Genomic DNA, 18,079 nt, shown 5'->3' with positions numbered 1-18,079 from the left:
GTTTTAAAAGCTTCGGCTGCTCGGCCGGCGAGTCTTAGAAATTAAGGAGGTGCACAAACTGATGTACGCAATTATCGTTACTGGCGGCAAGCAATACAAGGTAGAAGCAGGTCAAGCTATCTACGTTGAAAAGCTGGACGCAAAAGAAGGCGACAAGGTAACTTTTGACAAGGTTATCTTCGTAGGCGGCGACGACGTTAAGGTCGGCACGCCATTTGTTGACGGTGCTTCTGTTGAAGGTACTGTTGACAAGCAAGGCAAGGAAAAGAAGGTTGTTACCTTTAAGTACAAGCCAAAGAAGCACACCCACACCAAGAAGGGTCACCGTCAACCATATACTAAGGTTACGATTGACACGATTAACGCTTAATGGGGTGATTCAATGATTCGCGCGGTTTTTCATACCAATCAGGATCATGGAATAGCTTCGTTTGAGATGACTGGGCATGCCGATCATGGCGATTATGGTCAAGACATTGTCTGTGCTGCGGTTTCTGCTTTGGCAATCGCTACGGTCAATGGATTGGAAAGAGTCGTCAGGCAGCCTGCCACGATTACGGCCGATCATGCTAACGGCGGTTTGCTTAAAGTCAGCTCAATTGATCCGGGACACGATTCCCAGATTTTAATGCAGACGTTCTTGGAAGCGATGCTTGATATTCAAGAACAGTATGCAGAAAATATTGACATTAAAATGTCTTAAAAACAAATTTTAAGCTGGAGGTGAAAACTATGATTATGGATCTTCAATTCTTCTCCCACCACAAAGGGGGCGGTTCGACTGCCAACGGTCGTAACTCTGCTGGTCGTCGTCTGGGAACCAAGGCTGCTGACGGTTCTGTCGTAACGGCCGGTTCTATCATCTACCGTCAACGTGGTACTCACATTCACCCAGGTGAAAACGTGGGCCGCGGTGGTGACGACACTTTGTTTGCTAAGATCGACGGCGTTGTTAAGTTCGAACGCATGGGTCGCAGCAACCGCAAAGTTTCGGTTTACCCAGTTGCCGAATAATAAATTAAAGTCCAGTCCGACTGATGTGCTTGCATGTCATCGAACTGGACTTTTCTTTTGGCGTTTTGCTAAAGGGGGAAGAAAACATGAACAATTTGTTTGCCAAAGGCACGCCGCAGCAGATTCCCGAAGTCTTGGCCAATCGGGATCGTCGGGTGGCCTTGCAGAATCAATTGACAAAATCACATTCTGACCAAACCGTGATTGCCGCTAAGCTTAATATTCCCGGACCAATCAAGAATAACGAGACGATAAAGAACTTCTTTGTGACCAAGCTGACGATTTTTGAAAAGCAGCTGCAGGCTCAGTATGATTTTAAAATGGTTGAGCAGTGGCTGGACGAATCAACCGGACCTGAACGCTTTTATTTGGTTGATGGTCCAGCTGAGCAGGTTAAGCATCTGACGACCGCATTTGAAGAAGCTGATGTCTCAAATCGACTGTTTGATCTGGACGTTTTGAGTCGTCAAGCTGGACAGACGGTTTCAATGTCACGGACCGAGCTGGGGCTGCCTAAACGGACGTGCTTGATCTGTGGGCGACCAGCCAAGGAATGTGCGCGTTCGCGGCGTCATACGGTTGCAGAACTGCAGGATCGGGTGGCTGAGCTGATTGAAAACAGTTGAACGTTGGGAAAAATCGAATAAGGAAGCTGCTAAACGGATACTAAATGATTGTTATTTGAGGCGTTTAGCAACAACTGCAAAATAAAGAGAGTGAGAAAAAACTCCGAAAATCAGCTTGCGGCCGATTTTCGGAGTTTGTCTTCGAACCTCCGCAAGGATGGCTAGGTCGGTCAAATGCTGATTTATCAGCATTTGAACTGCCAGCCAGCTACTGCGCTGAGGCATTATTATCCAGAAAACAATAAAGAGGTTGGGTTAATTCCCAGCCTCTTTTGATTGATTAGATTTTAGTAGTCAAACAGCTCAGTTGACAAGTAGCGGTCACCGCCATCAGGAGCAACGGTTACGACTTTCTTGCCCTTGCCAAGCTTCTTAGCCAGTTCAATCGCACCATAGATGTTGGCACCAGCTGAGATACCCGGCAAAAATCCTTCCAGATGACCGACTTCTTGAGCGGTCTTGATAGCATCGTCGCTGGTAACTTCGATAATACCATCATAAACGTCTTGGTCCAGCGTCTTTGGAATAAAGCCGGCACTGATACCTTGGATCTTATGCTTACCGGCTTTGCCTTCCTTGAGCACTGGAGATTCAGCTGGTTCAAGTGCATAGACTTTGATGCTTGAATCAGCTTGCTTCAAGGCATGACCAATCCCACTCAAAGTACCGCCAGTACCAACACCGGCAACGAAGGCATCTGGCAGATTATCCTTGCCGAAAGCATCGATGATTTCTTGGCCGGTCGTAGCTTCGTGGATGGCTGGGTTGGCTGGGTTTTCAAACTGCATTGGCATAAAGTAGCCTTTAGCGTCAACCAGTTCTTGGGCCTTGGCAATTGAGCCTTTCATCCCTTCGGCACCAGGCGTCAGAATCAATTCAGCCCCGTAGCCCTGCATCAGCTTGCGTCGTTCAACGCTCATCGTTTCTGGCATTACGATAATCAGGTGGTAGCCCTTGGCAGCTGCTACGCTGGCCAGCCCAATCCCAGTGTTGCCTGAGGTTGGTTCGATAATAGTGTCGCCAGGTTTAAGCTGGCCTTCTTGTTCAGCCTTTTCAATCATGGCCAGGGCAATCCGGTCTTTGATGGAGCCGGCTGGGTTGAAGAACTCAAGCTTTACGTAAACATCAGCCGCGTCTTCTGGCACGATACGGTTAAGCTTTAACAGTGGGGTGTTGCCAATCAGTTGGTCGATTGAAGTGTAGATTTTTGACATAAGGTATTCTCCTTTTTATGCAATCAATGCGAGTTGTGAATAGTCAGCCGCTTTTTGCAGCCAGTTTCTAAAATACAGCTGCTGAACCTGTTCCCATTTGAATTGGGGATCAGCTAGCGTTTTGATGTCTTTAAAATAGTTCTTGGGCAATGCATAGTGACGATCGGGATGGGCAGCCGTTTCCCGTTGATATTCGGCTAAGAGAGCCATGCGATCGTATTCAAGGTGGGCAAACAGAAAGTCTTGATTGTCGCTGCCGCTTAAAGCGAGCAGATAGTCGTCAACGGACATAGCGTTGATCGTCAGTTCAGATGATTGCCGAATCTGATTATGATCCAGTTCGGCATAGCGAGCGTGGGGAGCCGGAAATGGCATAGTCAAGCCATTTAATACGGGAGTCTCAACCAACACCTCGTTGTCAAAAACGCCGAAGTACTTTTTGGTTAATTGCCGCTTTTCAATACCATACAAATAGTTGGCGGCAGCCATGGCACCCCAGCAGATGTAGAGCTGCGGAATGTTAAATTCGACCAGCGTATCGATCAGGCGCGTGATCTCATCATAATATTCGACCTGCTCAAATGGCATTTGTTCGATTGGGGCACCCGTGATGATGAATCCTTGCAGCTGGCTTGCCTTGTTAAGATCCAGTGGTTCAGAAATGTTTTGAACCAGTGCTGGGACCTCGCGATTGCGATAATGATCAACAGGATAGAAAAAGGTAAGTTCAACCGTTGGATCAAGAGCCTTAAAAATTGATGTGAAACGCTGCTGAGTAGCAACTTTATCGTGCATCAGATTTAAGATGCCGATTTTTAGATGCTGATCTAACATCAGGTACTCCTTTCTTAACGATTGCCATAGTTAAACAATCAGACTTTCACCGGTGAGTTTGTCGATGATTCAAAGTGCGATATACAAAAAGCCCCGCTGGCCAACTAACAGGTCTGCGGGGCTTTGCTATCGAATGGATCGATAGGGATGTTTAGATTAAACTCAAACAAGCCTTTTCCGCAGAGAGAAAAAGGCAGCAACAAGCCATGTTCTTAGCAAAATCAAACTTGATCATGATGCACTTCTCCTTTCTGCTTTTTCAACGCATCTTTAAAACATGCCTTTATTCTACACGAGTTCTTACAAAAAGCAAGTGAAATAATCAAATAATTGCAAAACGAATTTTGATCAACCGTGCCTAACCGCGCCAGCCCGCAATATCATGCGGCTCAAAATCATAGCTGAGCTTTTTTTGATAGGCAGCTTCATAAGCGGCTTTTTTCTGGGCGTAGTCTTTTTCCATCATCATCTTGGCATTTTCATTAACCGAAAGCTTGGAATCAGGCCAAATCAATGGCAAAACGTGCAGACGATACTTAGTCTGATAAAATTCATCGTTGTTTTTTTCTGGTTTGGGCTGATCAATGATTTCCGTAAAACAAGAGATGATCGGTACGTTGGCCTTGGCAGCGTAATAGTAGGCACCACGCTTGACGGGCCGCGGCTTGCGATAGTTGAACCACATTTCCTGTTCAGGATAGATCAAAACCCAGTGCCCTTTTTGAACCTGCTGCTCAAGTTTTTTTGGCAGCGTACGACCCAAATAGCCAACGTTTTTGGTCAGTGGCAAAACATCGAGGTGATTCATCAAAAAGCCGATCAGACCATCCATTTTCAAGTTGGTTTCTTGAATTACGATGAACAGCCGACGATGATTCTTCTGAGCAAGCTTGCGAATGACGGTGTTGTCCAACTGATTGAAATGGTTGCTGGTGATTACGGCACCTTGCTTGGGCTTTAACGATTTCAGATTTTCCAATCCACAGAACGTGGTATTGAGATTGAACCAATCTGTGATGCCACGCATTGTGGTCCGAGCAATCAAATTATCGAATCTTGCGCGCCAGTGATTTTGATTTTGCCAAAACTGATTGACGATCGCCATGCTTTCTTCAGATGAGGTCTGTGGGTCATCGATTTCGACCTTTTCGTTAAAAAGTCCTTTTTGCGCATGGTCAGCGATGTTTTTAATGACCTGATCGCGATGTTCGCCGATAATCATGACAGCCGTACCTGCTTTCCTTGCTCTTGCAGTTTTTTAAACGTTACGGGATTATCAGGCAGCTCATCGGCATGATTAAGCATGCTCATCAGTTTTTGCCGATCCAGCTGTTGTTGAGCAATCGTATAGTCAGTTCGGACGTCTTTTAGCTGCTGAGCATAAGGCGTTTTTTTAGCCGCTTGCCAGAAGTATTCATCATACATAACGTGATCAAAATGCCAAGGTTTGAAAAACAGGTTATAGTGAATCAGCTTAGGATTTTTGACGCGTTCATCAGCAAACTCTTCATCTTTTGGCATGGCATTCCATTTTTCATCCAGATAGGTGATGCGACCATTGCACATGACGTTTAGGTAGTCTTGATCGGGGGCAATGCAGTCAACATGGTATCTTTGCAGCAGATTTAAAAAGTGGCGGGTAAATTCATCTTTGCGCAACTGACTGAAATTCATCAATAAGACACCAGAATTGAGGTATTGTTTGGCGGGGACGCCGACCGCTTCTTTAATGTAAAGCTGCATTGGGCCAACGTGCTCAACGGAATGGTCTGGTGCCGCACCAATCAGATTATTGCCAAGCTCAATTGCAAACATGTCGGCTGGATCGCCATTCCAGACCGTATCGCTATCGACATAGATGGCCTTGTCGTATTGAGGGAAAAGATCGGCTAAAAATAAGCGGTAAAAAATGCTGGGCGTAAAAAAGTCGGCCCGCAGGTAGTTTTCTTTGCGATTTTGGATGGCATTGAGTGCTTCATCATTGATCTCATAAAAAATAAGCTCAAGATTGTCACTGGCCAGGCTTTGCAGATTTTGCCGCGTCACTGGCGTCAGTCCCTGATGCACGATGATAACCTGATAGTGCTGCTCAGGCGAGATATGATCACGCAGCGACTGAATCGCTACAGCCGCATAGGGGGCAAAGTCATTGCTGATGGTATAAAAAATTGGAATTGGCTGCGTCATATTAACCTTCCTTATAGTTCGGACTTCAGTTGACGATATTCTTCCAGGAGACCGTCATATTCATGCAAGCGCAGATCTTTGTGAACGTTGTTGATCTGCCATGGCTTGACGGTCAGAATGTGAAACCAGGGGAAGAAGCGAAAACTGGTGGTAAAGTGTTGAAATACAGTGTCGTGATGGAGTCGGCGCTGATCGTTGAAACGCCGTGGTGCAATCTTTTTGGCATGTGAGAGTCGATTGATTGCAGCCTGGTCGGGCATAAACATATGGCGGGTGGCAATCATGCGGCGTGCCTTGACGAATAAATTGGTACGCTTGATTTCAGGCAGGTTCAAAAGCAAAATGCCTGAGTTGATATAATCGGCCATGCGCATTTGATGGTGGAAGAACCATTTCCCATAATGATCTAGTACGCCAACGACCTGGATACCGGTCAGATCTTGATGGTAAAAATCATCAAATGATTCACGGCAGATTACGTCGTTGTCTAAATAAAGCAGGCGATCCGGCATGTTAGGAATCAGATCGACATACAGTCGCAGCATTGAGTAAGGCGTAAAGCGCGAGTTCATGTTGGCCAAGGGCTGTGATTCGTTGAACAGCTCGGTACAATCGATTAAATGAAGTGAATTTTTGGGATTATACGATTGGAGCTGCTGGGTCAAAAGATCGGCGGCTTTTTTGCTGAAAGGCTCATACTGCAACGACTTGGTGGCCGTCTTCATCGTTAGAATGTAAATGTTTAGCGGTTCTTTAACATGATGAAGCAAAGACAGCGTAACGATCAAAACGCCATCTTCAGCGCGGTGATCGCCGCAAAACAGGATATTCACGGTTTCATCTTCTTTCTTGAATATATTTGATGGCTTCATAATTGCTAAGGCGGGCCCGGCTGATCATGGCAGCTTGAATTTGATCATGCAGCCAGGACTGCTGTTTTTTTAGTGACAGATTCTGATCGGGAATAAACGGTCCATCGATAAAGACGGTCAGACGTGGCTTTTTTCCCCAGCGCGGCTTTTGATAGGTCGTCGTCATGGCAAATGCTGGCCGCTGATTTTTAATCGGAAACCGAAAACTGGTATCGGGAAAGGGTCGAATCTCAGTATAGTTGGGCCAGACGTGAGCTTCAGGATAGATAAAGACGTGACCTTGGTGCCGACTGACGGTCTGTACGGCTTTTAAGAGCTGTGCGGTTTGATGAAGCGAATTGCCCACTGGCAAGGCTCCACCATAGGAAAGCAATAGGCCGATTATGGGGATGCCCCAGTTGGCCGGTGCCGCCAAGGCATAAAAGTGCTGTGCCTGGCCGATTAAAAAGGGCATAAAGACGTCGTTAACCGGCTGCGTGTGGTTGCCATAAACAAAATATCCCTGATTTTGATATGGCTGCAGTTTTGCTTGCCCCACGATCTTGGCTCTGCGCCAGCCATAAGTATATAGATAGGCGAATGCCTTGGCACCACCACGAATCATCCATGACCAGCAGCGCTCAGCCGGCTTAGTGCGCAGCCAGCGAAAGTCATCTTGCAGTTGAAAGTCTTGATGAGCGCTTTGTACTACGTCATCAGTTGGTTCGGTATAATAAATTGTTTTTACCATACTTCTCACCTTCTATAATTACGGTAGCCACTTTAAACTTAACATAAGCTTAATCTAATGAAACATTATACTCAAAAAGAAAGTGCAAGTAAATACTTGCAATAATGTGCTAAAATGATAAAAAACAAAAAGGGGGCTAAAACGTGAAGGATAAAGCAGCGACTGACGACAAGATTATGGATGCCTTTGCCGTTTTGGTCAACGAGCAGGGCTACAGCGCAACGACAACCAGTCAGCTGGCCAAAAAAGCGGGCGTCAATGAAAGTACGATTTTCCGCCACTTTGGTGATAAGATGGGGTTGGCTAATGAGCTGGTCAAAAGGTATCGCAGCCTGATTGTTGAACTGATGGATGATTTTGTGCCAACTTGGGAGCTTGAAGATGATCTGATTGAGTTTTCCAAACGCTTTCGCCAGCAGTGGCCGCGCCAAAACGTGATGCTGGTTATGTTTAATACCACTAAAGATCCTAAACAAAAACAGCAGCTGCGGGGTATGATTGAAAAAATCCGTAATTATGGCGTGGAGATGATTATTGACTATTTCCAAAAAATGCAGCAAGCCGAAAAAATTCGCGATGATATTGATTATCGACAATTAGCCTTGAATTTTGTCTGGCTTAACGTCGGTCAATTTTGGAGCAGCCGGTTTTGGGATGGTAACCAACGAATCTCGGATACTGAATTTTATGAGCTTTCGGTGCGGCCGTTTGCAGATCTGCTGACCAGACGGGGTGTTTTTGACGAGCATTCGCAGAATTGATTAATAATGACAAGCAAAAACTGAAAGGAACGATTAGACATGGCTTCTCGAATTGAACGGCTGCGCAAGCGGTTTGACGCTTTATACATTGATGCTTTTTTGGTAACCAATGAGGCAAACATTTTTTACCTGACGGGATTTGATTTGACCCAAGGTGATGGCGAGCTTTTGATTACCAAAGACGCCGCGATTTTGATCACAGACGATCGCTATGCTACCGAGCTGGAAGGATTTGAAAGCGATGAGGTCGTGGGCATGATCACGCGCGATTACTGGGGAGCTTTAAACCAGATCTGCCAAGGCATGGAAATTGAAGTCGTTGGCTTTGAAAATACGATTGACTATCGGATCTATGACGTCTTAGACGAAATTATGGAAGCCGATATCGTGCCTTTTGATGGTCTGATCGAATCCATGCGGGCAGTCAAGGATCCCGATGAAATTAAAAAAATCCGCATGGCAGCTCAATTACAGTCAGCTGGCTATGAATACGTCTTGAATTTTATTGAGCCAGGGATGACAGAACGACAAGTGGCCAATCGCCTGGATTTTTGGATGAAAGAACACGGTGCGCAGGCCGCCTCGTTTCCAACGATTTGTGCCAGTGGTGCCAATGCTGCCATGCCGCATGCTACGGCCAGTGACAAGGTGATTGCAAACGGCGATATCGTGACGCTGGACTTTGGCTACTTTGTGGAAGGCTATACGGCTGACATGACGCGGACGTTTGGGATCGGCAACATCGATCCGGAACTAAAGGACGTCTATAAGATCGTCAATGAGGCCCGGCAAGCTGTAATTGATGCAGCTAAAGTTGGTATTCATGGTGATCAATTGGATGCAGCAGGACGGCAGATTATCGAAAACGCCGGTTATGGCGATGAGTTCAATCATGGCATGGGCCACGGCATCGGCCTAAGCGTCCACGAGCTGCCAGCCAGCTATGGTCCCAATGCCAGTGACGTCGTTTTGCAAAACAATCAGGTCATTACCGTTGAACCTGGTATCTATATTCCAGAAATTGGCGGCGTCCGAATTGAAGACGACATTTTGGTAACGCATGGCGGCGTTGAGGTTTTGACCACGGCCCCAACTGAACTGGAAATCGTTAAGCTGTAATGATGACCGAATCAGCTTCAAACGACCTGAGCTGCCTTTACCAAGCCATCGATCGAAAAGGCAGGCGGGCCATTTTAAAAAACGAATTTACCGATCCTTATTTGAATCATGAACAGCCAGATCATCGGCGTGGCTTAACGCTGCTTGCCCACTTACCGATTCATGTCGGTCGCAATATTGGCTATGCTCAGCAAAAACTGCACCTTGCCAATCCCAATCTTTATTACTATCCATTAAAAGATCTGCATCTAACCGTTTTGGATCTGATTGGCGCTTATGATGACTTTTCTATTTCGCCCCATGACCTGGCTGCCTATCAAAAAGCGCTTCAAGATTTAATGGCAAAATCAAAGCCATTTGATGTGACGCTCAAGGGATTGATTGCCAGTCCAGCTGGCATCTTGGCTACGGGATATTATTCTGATGAATTGACCATGCTGCGTCAGAATTTGCGCCATCGGTTAACCGATAAGCTGCCAGTTGCCGAACGTTATCCAACTTGTTCTGGTCACGTGACGATTGCCAGATTCAAAGCGCCGCTAAAAGCTCCGCCGGCGTTGTTGGCTGATCTAATGTCCATGCAGCAGCTGCAGTTTGGCACCTTCACAGTCGATCGGCTAGACTTGGTTATTCACGATTGGTACAATCATGATGTAAAAAAGATTGCCGAATATGCACTGATGCACTAGGCTGGCATGGTTGCCAATTTTAGCAGAATAGTGCATAATTAAAAAGATGTCTTAATGACGAAAAAAACTGGAGGGCTGACAAATGGCAGAAGATTCCAACATTATCTTAAACAGCGAAGATCAATCGTTGGGTACGATTCAAATCGCGCCACGGGTCTTAGAAATCATTGCAGGGATTGCTGCTGGTCAAATTGAAGGCGTTTCACGCATGCATGGCTCAATTGCCAACAGCGTCAGTGAATTGCTGGGGCGTTCTGACCATCGTCGTGGCGTTAAGCTTTCCAACAGTGATGACGAACTGTCGATTGATGTCGACGTCTACTTGGAATACGGAGTTTCGGTTCCTAAAGTGGCCGCCGAGATCCAAGACAAAATCAAGCAGCAGGTTACGCTGATGACTGATCTGGACGTTAAGGAAGTCAACGTTCACGTACAGGGCGTTATCACTGAAAAAGAAGAGCAGCAGGTTGACCCCAACGATATTTTTGGGGAACACGAAAACAAAGATGGTGAAGAATAGTGGAAATTAGTCGTCATGCGATCCGTGAATGTGCCTTTCAAACGCTTTTTGCATTGGCTTCGGATCCTGAAATCGATCGGGAGGCAATCTACACCGAACGTCTGGGCCTTGAGCCGGATCAAGAGGTGCCAGCCTACTTGCCAGAGCTGGTGGATGGCGTTTTGGCCCATCAAGACGAACTGGATGCCCAGATCGAATCCAAGCTGGCACCGGGCTGGACTTTGGAGCGTCTGGCACGGCCTGATTTGGTGATTTTGCGCTTGGCATTATACGAGCTGGAATATACCAAGGTGCCAAATGCCGTTGCGATTAACGAAGCCTTAAGACTGGCACATGACTTTAGTGATGAAAAGTCATACCGCTTTATCAACGGTGTCTTGGGCAGCATTGAAAGCGAACAAAACTAATTAAACAGAGTGCGCGAAAATGGCTAGGTTGATCAAACGCTGATCTATCAGTATTTGAACGGCCAGCCAATTCCTGTGCTGAGGCATGGTTATCTATAAAATTGCTAAGAGGCTGAGTTAATTCCCAGCTTCTTTTTTTGTTGCGCGAATGATGATAAAATATAAACATATGCAATTTTTATGCAGTCTGATAAGGGGTGAAGCACGTGGCCACATTGATTGACGGCCGAGCATTGGCTAAAGAAGTCAACGCTCATACCAAGCAACGTATTGAAAAATTGAAAGAAAAGGGCATTACGCCAGGGATTGCCACGATTTTGGTTGGTGATGATCCAGCCAGCCAGATTTATACGCGCAGCAAGGAAAAAAAGGCGCACAGCATGGGAATGAAATCGGTTCGTGAACACTTGCCGGCTTCAACCAGTCAGGCTGAGCTGGTGCAGGCAGTCGAACACCTCAACAGTGATCCATCGATTCATGCCATTCTGGTTCAAGAACCGCTGCCTAATCATCTTGATGATACGGCGATCGTCAATCTGATTGACCCGCTTAAAGACGTTGACGGCTTTCATCCAATCAATGTCGGCAAGCTTTACAACAACGTTCAAGGAAACTATCCGGTTGCCTGTACGCCACGCGGTATCATGACGATGCTGCGCCATTATCATGTGCCATTGGCTAGCCAAGACGTTGTTATCGTTGGCCGCAGCACGCTGGTCAGTCGGCCGCTGCAGGCGCTTTTGATCAATGAGGATGCTACGGTCACCATTACAGGCCGTCGTACCAAGGATCTGGCTAAGCGGACGCGCGAGGCTGACATTTTGGTTGTGGCCGCCGGTGTACCAAATCTGATCAAGGCCGATGCCGTTAAACCGGGAGCTACGGTGATCGATGTCGGTATTAATCGGTTGGATGATGGGACGATCGTTGGTGATGTCGACTTTGAATCAGTCAAAGAAGTGGCGGGAATGATTACGCCCGTTCCAGGAGGGGTTGGGCCGATGACGATTGCTTCTTTGATGGAACAGACGGTTGATCTGGCAGAATGGAGCGCTGAAATTAATGGATAAAAAGGATTGCCTGACGGTTAATCAACTGACTCGCTACATCAAACGCAAATTTGATTTTGATCCTTATCTGCAGAAAAATCTCTGGATCGTTGGTAAGCTGACCAACTTTAAAAAAAGGGCCCGTCACCAGTACTTTTCGCTCAAAGACGACTCGGCTCCTGAAGATCGCCAGGCCGTCATTGATGCCGTAATGTTTAGCAGCGACTGGAAAAACGTTGACTTTACCCCAGAAAATGGGATGGAGGTTATTTTAGGCGGGAAGGTAACGGTTTATGAACAAAACGGCCGGTATCAGTTTTATGTCAATCGAATGCTGCCGGTTGGAATCAGCGCTGCCCAGTTAGCCTTTCAAGAAACCTATAAAAAACTGAAGGCCAGCGGGGCGTTTACCCATGCGCAAGACCCGCGCCCGCTCAATCCATTTCCTAAGCGAATCGCAATCGTTACCAGCAATGATGGGGCCGTCAAGCACGATATGATCACGCGGATTCGCAATAACAATCCGTTGGTACAGGTCGTCTTTTACCCTACGCAAGTGCAAGGTGAGCGCGCGGCTGAGGACTTGGCCCGTCAGATTCAGCGAGTTGGGATCAATGGCACGTTTGACACGCTGATTGTGGCCCGTGGTGGTGGCTCCGAAGAAGATCTGATGCCTTTTAACTCTGAAATTGTCGCTCGTGCCGTGGCTGCCAGTCCAATTCCGGTTATTTCTGGGGTTGGTCATGAAACCGATACGACCATCTGCGACCTGGCTGCCGACTATCGGGCCCAGGTACCTGGTTTGGCGGCTGAAATGGCTACGCCGCTGCATTTAATGGATCTTTTGGCTGATCTGCAAAGTGCCCGCACACAGCTGGTCAATACGATCCAAAATCGATTGCAGCAGGCTAAACAACAGCTTCAGGTCCTAACCAGCAGCTATGTTTTTGCTCAGCCAGCACGATTGTACGAGGGTGAGCAGCAACATGTTGATCAATTAACCGAAAAGCTGCAGCAGTCCATGCAGTGGCGCCTTTCCCAAACCAGACACGATTGGCAGCGAGCCTTGGATGGCCTTTTGCTCAATGCACCGGCTAATCGTCTCCAGCATAATCAACAGGCGCTTACCCAGCTGCAGCAGGCAATGATTCATGCCATGGATCGTCGCCTGCTGCATGAAAGCGACCGGTTCAAAAGCATGCTGAGCCAGCTGGATTCGCTGAGTCCGCTAAAGGTTATGGCACGTGGCTACAGTTATGTCACCAAAGAAGACAAGGTCGTTGCCAGTACCAGGCAGCTTAAAAAAGATGAGTCAGTCGTCTTGCATTTTGCGGATGGCGCGGCTGAAGCAGTAATCAAGAAAATCAATAAGAGGTAAAAAATGGCAAAACAACCCAGCTTTGAAGAACAGATGAGTCAGCTGCAGCAGATCGTAAGTGAGCTGCAACAAGGCAATCTGTCTTTGGAAGAATCACTGAATGAATTCAAAACCGGTATGGAACTGGCCAATGGTCTGCAAAAACAGCTGCAAAACGCTGAAGCCACCGTTGCGCATCTAATGAAAGACGATGGCAAAGAAGTCGAAGATCCAACCGACAGCCGTACTGACGATGGCTCTGGTCACCAAGGATATCGCTCGCAATTTAACGGTCAGGGCTTTAAAGATGGCCAAGACGACAACGTTGATCTTTTTTAGCCTGAATTTAATGAAAGGGATGAGCAGATGGCCAGTACGCTAAGTGAACTTAAAACGCAAATCGATGACTATTTGGATCGAGCATTGCCACAAGATATTGATCAGCCAACTTTAAGCAAGTCAATGTGCTACTCGGTAACGGCAGGCGGCAAGCGCTTGCGACCGGCACTGACATTGGCAACGGTTGAGATGCTGGGCGGTAGGATTGATGAAAGTACGCTACGGGCTGCTTGTGCCTTGGAACTTTTGCATACCTACTCTTTGATTCATGATGATCTGCCCGCTATGGACAACGATGATCTGCGTCGCGGTGAGCCGACCAACCATGTTAAATTTGGTGCAGGCATGGCAACACTGGCAGGTGATGGCCTGTTGACGCTGGCTTTTCAGTGGCTGACTGATAACGAATTGCCAATTGAAGTGCAGGCAAGGTTGACCCTGGCTTTGGCCAAGGCAGCTGGTCCCAGTGGCATGGTTGCCGGCCAGGCGCGCGATATTGAAGGTGAGGGCAAGCATTTGAAGCTGGCGGAGCTGCAGTATCTGCACCGGCAAAAAACCGGGGCGCTGCTTAAATATGCAGTGCAAGCGGGCGGTATTATCACTGAGCAGCCGGCAGCAGTCATTGAGCTTTTGGGATCGTTTGGCGCGCAGTTTGGTCTGGCCTTTCAGATCTATGATGACATCATGGACGTAGTGGCCACGCCAGAGCAGATGGGCAAGGCTACTCACAAGGATGCTGCCGAGCACAAAAATACCTATCCGGGGCTCTTGGGATTGGACGGTGCCAAAGAACAGCTGCAAAAAGCCCTTGATCAGGCAATTGAGGATCAAGATCGGCTGGCTAAATTGACTGGGAGATCAATGGACAGCTTTGATCAATTTTTGGCATATTTTAAACTATAGGACGAGATTATGATTGAAAAAGAACGCGTTGATATTTTACTAGTCAAACAAGGGTTGTTTGATTCTAGAGAACAGGCTAAGCGTGCCGTGATGGCCGGTGAGATTTTAGGCAAGAACAATGAGCGCCTTGATAAGCCGGGCCAAAAGATTCCGGTCACCACGACGCTGCATATGAAAGGCAAGAAGATGCCATACGTTAGCCGAGGCGGTCTCAAATTAGCCAAGGCACTCAAGTCGTTTGATATTTCGGTTAAGGATAAGGTTGTATTGGACATTGGCAGCTCAACCGGCGGCTTTACCGATGTGATGTTGCAAAATGATGCCAAGCTCAGCTATGCCTTAGACGTTGGGACCAATCAATTGGTTTGGCAGTTGCGCGATGATCCGCGGGTTGTGGTCATGGAGCAGACCAACTTTCGCTACAGCAAGCTGGCCGATTTTACACACGGTCAGCCGGAATTTGCCTCAATTGACGTATCGTTTATCTCATTGAGTCTGATTTTGCCGCCATTGGCCCAAATTCTAAAGATGGGCGGCTCAGTTGTGGCCTTGATTAAGCCGCAGTTTGAAGCCGGTAAGGAACACGTCGGCAAGCATGGTATCGTTCGTGATCGCAAGGTGCATGAAGAAGTCCTGCAGCATGTGCTGGAATTTGCGACTGCTGATCATTTCGACGTTTTAGGTCTAGACTTTTCACCAATCAAAGGTGGTCAAGGCAATATCGAATTTTTGGCCCACTTGAAACTGGTTGATCGAAAAGGCCAAATTGCACCAGAAGTCAAGATTGACCAGACGATTGACGCGGCCTATGCGGAACTGAACAAGCAGGATTAGTTTTGGAGGTTTTGTCTAATGAAGAAATCAGAACGTCAGCGACACATTCAAGAGATTATTTCCAATCAATACGTTGAGCGTCAAGAAGACCTCGTTAAGCTGCTGGCCAAATCCGGTATTCGGGTGACGCAAGCTACGATTTCACGTGATATTAAAGACATGCAGCTGCTCAAGGTGCCAAGCGTAGGTGGCGGCTATCACTACAGTTTGCCAGCTCGGCGCCAAGACAACAAAGAAGAGCGTCTGGCCAACGTGATGGGTAACGAATTGCAGGAAATGAAGCGCAGCGATCGGTTCGTGTCCTTAACGATGCGGCCAGGTAACGGTCCGGTTGCTGCCATGCTGATCAATCAAATGAAGTATCCAACAGTGTTTACGGCAATTGGCGATGATGCCACGGTTTTGATCGTCTGCCATTCTGCCGGAGCTGCCGTTGAATTTGAGCGAACACTGCAGGCATTGCGCTAAAGTCAGGTGATGCTATGCTACAGGAACTGACAATCGATAATTTGGCGATTATTGAGCACCTTACGCTGGACTTCAGCGATCAGATGACGGTTCTGACTGGTGAGACCGGGGCCGGCAAGTCCATTATCATTGATGCCGTGGGGTTGTTAGCGGGTAATCGCGGCTCACAGGAGTTTATCCGGCATGGCGAAGAAAAGCTGCATCTGCAAGGCCAGTTTACGCTGCCAAATGATCCGCGCTTTTTTGAGCTGTTAGAGGAACTGGGAATCGAGCACGAGGATGGCACGCTGATTATTTCCCGCGAGATTCATCGCAACGGCCGCAACGTGATTCGCGTTAATGGCGCCTTGATCAATACTGCTACGCTGCGTAAAATCGGCGCGCATCTGGTTGATATTCAAGGGCAAAACGATCATCAGCAACTAATGCAGCCAGAAAATCACCTGCACATGCTAGATCAGTTTGCCGCCGCTCAGGTTAAGCCGCTGTTGTCTAAATATCAAGAAGCTTACCAGCGCTATGCTAAGCTAAAGGCAACACTGAGTCGTAAACAGGCTGACTCGCAGCAATGGGCACAGCGTTTGGACATGCTGCGCTACCAGGTTAAAGAGATCAGTGATGCCAATCTGCACGCCAATGAAGAAGATGAGCTGACCAGCGAACGCGATCGTCTGGAGCATTTTCAACAGATCAACAATGCCCTGCAGCTGGTCGTTGGTGTCTTAAATGAAGGTGAGGCACCGGTCCTTGATCAGGTTGCTCAGGCAATGAATGAGGTTCAAGAAATCGCGCCGTTTGATGCGGCCTATGATGAGTTGAGCAAGTCGCTGGGGGATGCCTACTATTCGCTTCAAGACGCTGCCAATGCTGCCAGTCGTCAGTTAGATATGCTCGAATTTGATGATGGCCGTCTGGAACAGATCAATGAAAGATTGACCATCATTGGTGACCTGGAACGTAAGTATGGCGATACGGTTGAAGATGTCTTGGCATACTATGAAAAGATTCATAAGGAACTATCGACGATGGAGCAGACCGCTGATTCAGACGATGAGCTCAAGCAGCAGCTGGCCGCGGTGACTGGCGAGCTGCAGAAATTGGGCAGTGAATTGAGTCAGGTCCGTCAAAAAGCTGCCCATCAGTTAAATGGTCAGGTACATCAACAGTTAAAAGAACTTTACATGGATAAGGCTGTTTTTGAGGTGAAGTTCCATCAAAACGATTCAATGACCTTCTACCCAGATGGCATTGACAACGTTGAGTTCTATATTCAAACCAACCCTGGTGAAAGCATGGGGCCATTGGTCAAGATTGCCTCTGGTGGAGAGCTTTCGCGGGTCATGCTGGCATTGAAGACGATCTTTGCTCAGCATGAAGGCGTCACCTCGATTATTTTTGACGAGGTCGATACCGGGGTCAGCGGACGCGTTGCTCAGGCCATTGCCGATAAAATCAAGCTGATTGCCCAGCATTCACAGGTCCTGTGTATTACACACCTCCCACAGGTTGCCGCCGTTGCCCAGCATCATTTTCTGATTCAAAAGACTGTTCAAAACAATCGGACGACCACACATGTGACGATTTTAAAGCCAGCCGAGCGGATCAACGAACTGGCACGGATGATTTCGGGCGAAGAGATCACCAAGCTGAGTCGCGAGCATGCCAAAGAACTGCTACAGATGGCACATTCATGATTCGCGCTAGGCTCGGTATTTGCTGAGTGCATCACGTTAAACTTCTTGGTGCTTTACCTTTGTGAACGCACGGAAGTTGGATTGAAATATATAGTTTGTAAAACTTATATCTTTTCGTATAAATGATATTATGTGATATGTTTTTTTATTTAGCACCATTGGTGCTATTTTTTTGCATTTTAGTTGTTAAAATAATTATATCTATTGGTATATATTATATCATACGATATAATAAAGGAATGAAAGCAAATGAAGTTTTGAGACTGCTTCAAATCAGCCGACCTACCCTTCACCGGTGGCGAGAGGCTGGTATTCTCAAGGCAACTAAGCTGCCTAGTGGGCAGTACAATTGGGACGAGGAATCCGTCTTTGCTTTGCTTAATAAAGGTGAGAAGCGTGGTGTCTATCTGTATGCCCGAGTTTCTACACCTAAGCAGAAACAGGACTTGGAAAACCAATTAG

The 18,079-nt window shown here is 47.2% G+C and carries 23 protein-coding genes and 1 other annotated feature (1 of these 24 cut by a window edge); of the genes, 17 read left to right on the top strand and 6 right to left on the bottom strand.

Features of this window, described 5'->3' with window-relative positions; genetic code table 11:
* Window positions 1–45, top strand: a sequence feature (ribosomal protein L21 leader region) (it extends 26 nt beyond the left edge of the window).
* Window positions 46–61: 16 nt separating this feature from the next.
* The 4 genes from rplU to citX all read left to right on the top strand — a co-directional run bounded on the left by rplU (window position 62) and on the right by citX (window position 1,640).
* The gene (rplU, locus tag HF864_RS04440) at window positions 62–370 is read left to right on the top strand and encodes a 50S ribosomal protein L21 (RefSeq protein ID WP_056968018.1); all 309 of its coding nucleotides are present in this window, start codon (window positions 62–64) and stop codon (window positions 368–370) included.
* 12 nt (window positions 371–382) lie between these two features.
* Window positions 383–703 (top strand): ribosomal-processing cysteine protease Prp, encoded by a 321-nt coding sequence (locus HF864_RS04435; RefSeq protein WP_056968020.1) that lies wholly within the window; start codon window positions 383–385, stop codon window positions 701–703.
* Window positions 704–732: 29 nt separating this feature from the next.
* Window positions 733–1,014, top strand: a complete 282-nt coding sequence (rpmA, locus tag HF864_RS04430; protein WP_006499566.1) for a 50S ribosomal protein L27 — start codon at window positions 733–735, stop codon at window positions 1,012–1,014.
* Window positions 1,015–1,100: 86 nt separating this feature from the next.
* A complete protein-coding gene (gene citX, locus HF864_RS04425) occupies window positions 1,101–1,640 on the top strand; it encodes a citrate lyase holo-[acyl-carrier protein] synthase (RefSeq protein ID WP_169461878.1) in 540 nt (179 codons plus the stop codon).
* A 287-nt stretch (window positions 1,641–1,927) separates the two neighbouring features.
* On the opposite strand, the gene cysK is transcribed toward citX, so the two are convergent.
* The 6 genes from cysK to HF864_RS04395 form a co-directional block, all read right to left on the bottom strand.
* Window positions 1,928–2,854, bottom strand: coding sequence for a cysteine synthase A (cysK, locus tag HF864_RS04420; RefSeq protein ID WP_169461877.1), 927 nt, complete (start codon window positions 2,852–2,854; stop codon window positions 1,928–1,930).
* Window positions 2,855–2,869: 15 nt separating this feature from the next.
* Window positions 2,870–3,688: a homoserine O-succinyltransferase gene (locus HF864_RS04415; RefSeq protein WP_169461876.1), complete on the bottom strand. Its 819-nt coding sequence runs from the start codon at window positions 3,686–3,688 to the stop codon at window positions 2,870–2,872.
* Window positions 3,689–4,046: 358 nt separating this feature from the next.
* On the bottom strand, window positions 4,047–4,910 hold the full coding sequence (locus HF864_RS04410; protein WP_169461875.1) for a lysophospholipid acyltransferase family protein: 864 nt from the start codon (window positions 4,908–4,910) through the stop codon (window positions 4,047–4,049).
* Window positions 4,907–5,875 carry a glycosyltransferase family 8 protein gene (locus tag HF864_RS04405; protein WP_169461874.1) on the bottom strand — a complete coding sequence of 323 codons (969 nt, stop codon included), beginning with the start codon at window positions 5,873–5,875 and terminating at the stop codon, window positions 4,907–4,909. The genes HF864_RS04410 and HF864_RS04405 overlap by 4 nt, the downstream gene beginning before the upstream one ends.
* A gap of 11 nt (window positions 5,876–5,886) precedes the next feature.
* Window positions 5,887–6,747 (bottom strand): glycosyltransferase, encoded by an 861-nt coding sequence (locus HF864_RS04400; RefSeq protein ID WP_205882283.1) that lies wholly within the window; start codon window positions 6,745–6,747, stop codon window positions 5,887–5,889.
* Window positions 6,713–7,477, bottom strand: coding sequence for a 1-acyl-sn-glycerol-3-phosphate acyltransferase (locus HF864_RS04395; protein ID WP_169461872.1), 765 nt, complete (start codon window positions 7,475–7,477; stop codon window positions 6,713–6,715). Before HF864_RS04395 ends, HF864_RS04400 begins: the two co-directional genes overlap by 35 nt.
* Window positions 7,478–7,620: 143 nt before the next feature.
* Between HF864_RS04395 and HF864_RS04390 the strand changes: the two genes are divergently transcribed.
* The 13 genes from HF864_RS04390 to HF864_RS04330 form a co-directional block, all read left to right on the top strand.
* Complete coding sequence (locus HF864_RS04390; RefSeq protein WP_169461871.1) at window positions 7,621–8,238, top strand: TetR/AcrR family transcriptional regulator; 618 nt, start codon at window positions 7,621–7,623, stop codon at window positions 8,236–8,238.
* A gap of 39 nt (window positions 8,239–8,277) precedes the next feature.
* Window positions 8,278–9,357, top strand: a complete 1,080-nt coding sequence (locus HF864_RS04385; protein ID WP_169461870.1) for a Xaa-Pro peptidase family protein — start codon at window positions 8,278–8,280, stop codon at window positions 9,355–9,357.
* Window positions 9,357–10,046 carry a 2'-5' RNA ligase family protein gene (locus tag HF864_RS04380; RefSeq protein ID WP_169461869.1) on the top strand — a complete coding sequence of 230 codons (690 nt, stop codon included), beginning with the start codon at window positions 9,357–9,359 and terminating at the stop codon, window positions 10,044–10,046. Before HF864_RS04385 ends, HF864_RS04380 begins: the two co-directional genes overlap by 1 nt.
* Window positions 10,047–10,128: 82 nt before the next feature.
* Entirely contained in the window at window positions 10,129–10,566 is a 438-nt protein-coding gene (locus HF864_RS04375) for an Asp23/Gls24 family envelope stress response protein (protein WP_169461868.1), read from the top strand.
* Window positions 10,566–10,973, top strand: coding sequence for a transcription antitermination factor NusB (gene nusB, locus HF864_RS04370; protein WP_169461867.1), 408 nt, complete (start codon window positions 10,566–10,568; stop codon window positions 10,971–10,973). Before HF864_RS04375 ends, nusB begins: the two co-directional genes overlap by 1 nt.
* Window positions 10,974–11,179: 206 nt before the next feature.
* On the top strand, window positions 11,180–12,043 hold the full coding sequence (locus HF864_RS04365) for a tetrahydrofolate dehydrogenase/cyclohydrolase catalytic domain-containing protein (protein ID WP_169461866.1): 864 nt from the start codon (window positions 11,180–11,182) through the stop codon (window positions 12,041–12,043).
* Complete coding sequence (gene xseA / locus HF864_RS04360) at window positions 12,036–13,400, top strand: exodeoxyribonuclease VII large subunit (RefSeq protein ID WP_169461865.1); 1,365 nt, start codon at window positions 12,036–12,038, stop codon at window positions 13,398–13,400. The genes HF864_RS04365 and xseA overlap by 8 nt, the downstream gene beginning before the upstream one ends.
* A 3-nt stretch (window positions 13,401–13,403) precedes the next feature.
* Window positions 13,404–13,718: an exodeoxyribonuclease VII small subunit gene (locus HF864_RS04355; RefSeq protein WP_169461864.1), complete on the top strand. Its 315-nt coding sequence runs from the start codon at window positions 13,404–13,406 to the stop codon at window positions 13,716–13,718.
* Between the two features lie 27 nt (window positions 13,719–13,745).
* Window positions 13,746–14,621 (top strand): polyprenyl synthetase family protein, encoded by an 876-nt coding sequence (locus tag HF864_RS04350; RefSeq protein WP_169461863.1) that lies wholly within the window; start codon window positions 13,746–13,748, stop codon window positions 14,619–14,621.
* A gap of 12 nt (window positions 14,622–14,633) precedes the next feature.
* Window positions 14,634–15,455 (top strand): TlyA family RNA methyltransferase, encoded by an 822-nt coding sequence (locus HF864_RS04345; protein ID WP_169461942.1) that lies wholly within the window; start codon window positions 14,634–14,636, stop codon window positions 15,453–15,455.
* A gap of 18 nt (window positions 15,456–15,473) precedes the next feature.
* Window positions 15,474–15,923, top strand: coding sequence for an ArgR family transcriptional regulator (locus HF864_RS04340; RefSeq protein ID WP_169461862.1), 450 nt, complete (start codon window positions 15,474–15,476; stop codon window positions 15,921–15,923).
* Between the two features lie 14 nt (window positions 15,924–15,937).
* Window positions 15,938–17,617 (top strand): DNA repair protein RecN, encoded by a 1,680-nt coding sequence (gene recN, locus HF864_RS04335; RefSeq protein ID WP_169461861.1) that lies wholly within the window; start codon window positions 15,938–15,940, stop codon window positions 17,615–17,617.
* Window positions 17,618–17,874: 257 nt separating this feature from the next.
* Window positions 17,875–18,079: helix-turn-helix domain-containing protein (locus HF864_RS04330; protein WP_240936875.1), on the top strand; the 205-nt coding region annotated here is incomplete at its 3' end.

This window comes from Lactobacillus sp. MRS-253-APC-2B (assembly GCF_012843675.1).
In the GTDB taxonomy this organism is placed as follows: domain Bacteria; phylum Bacillota; class Bacilli; order Lactobacillales; family Lactobacillaceae; genus Limosilactobacillus; species Limosilactobacillus pulli.
The sequence above is the reverse complement of the archived record's forward strand: the minus strand, read 5'-3'. Positions and strand labels throughout refer to the sequence as shown.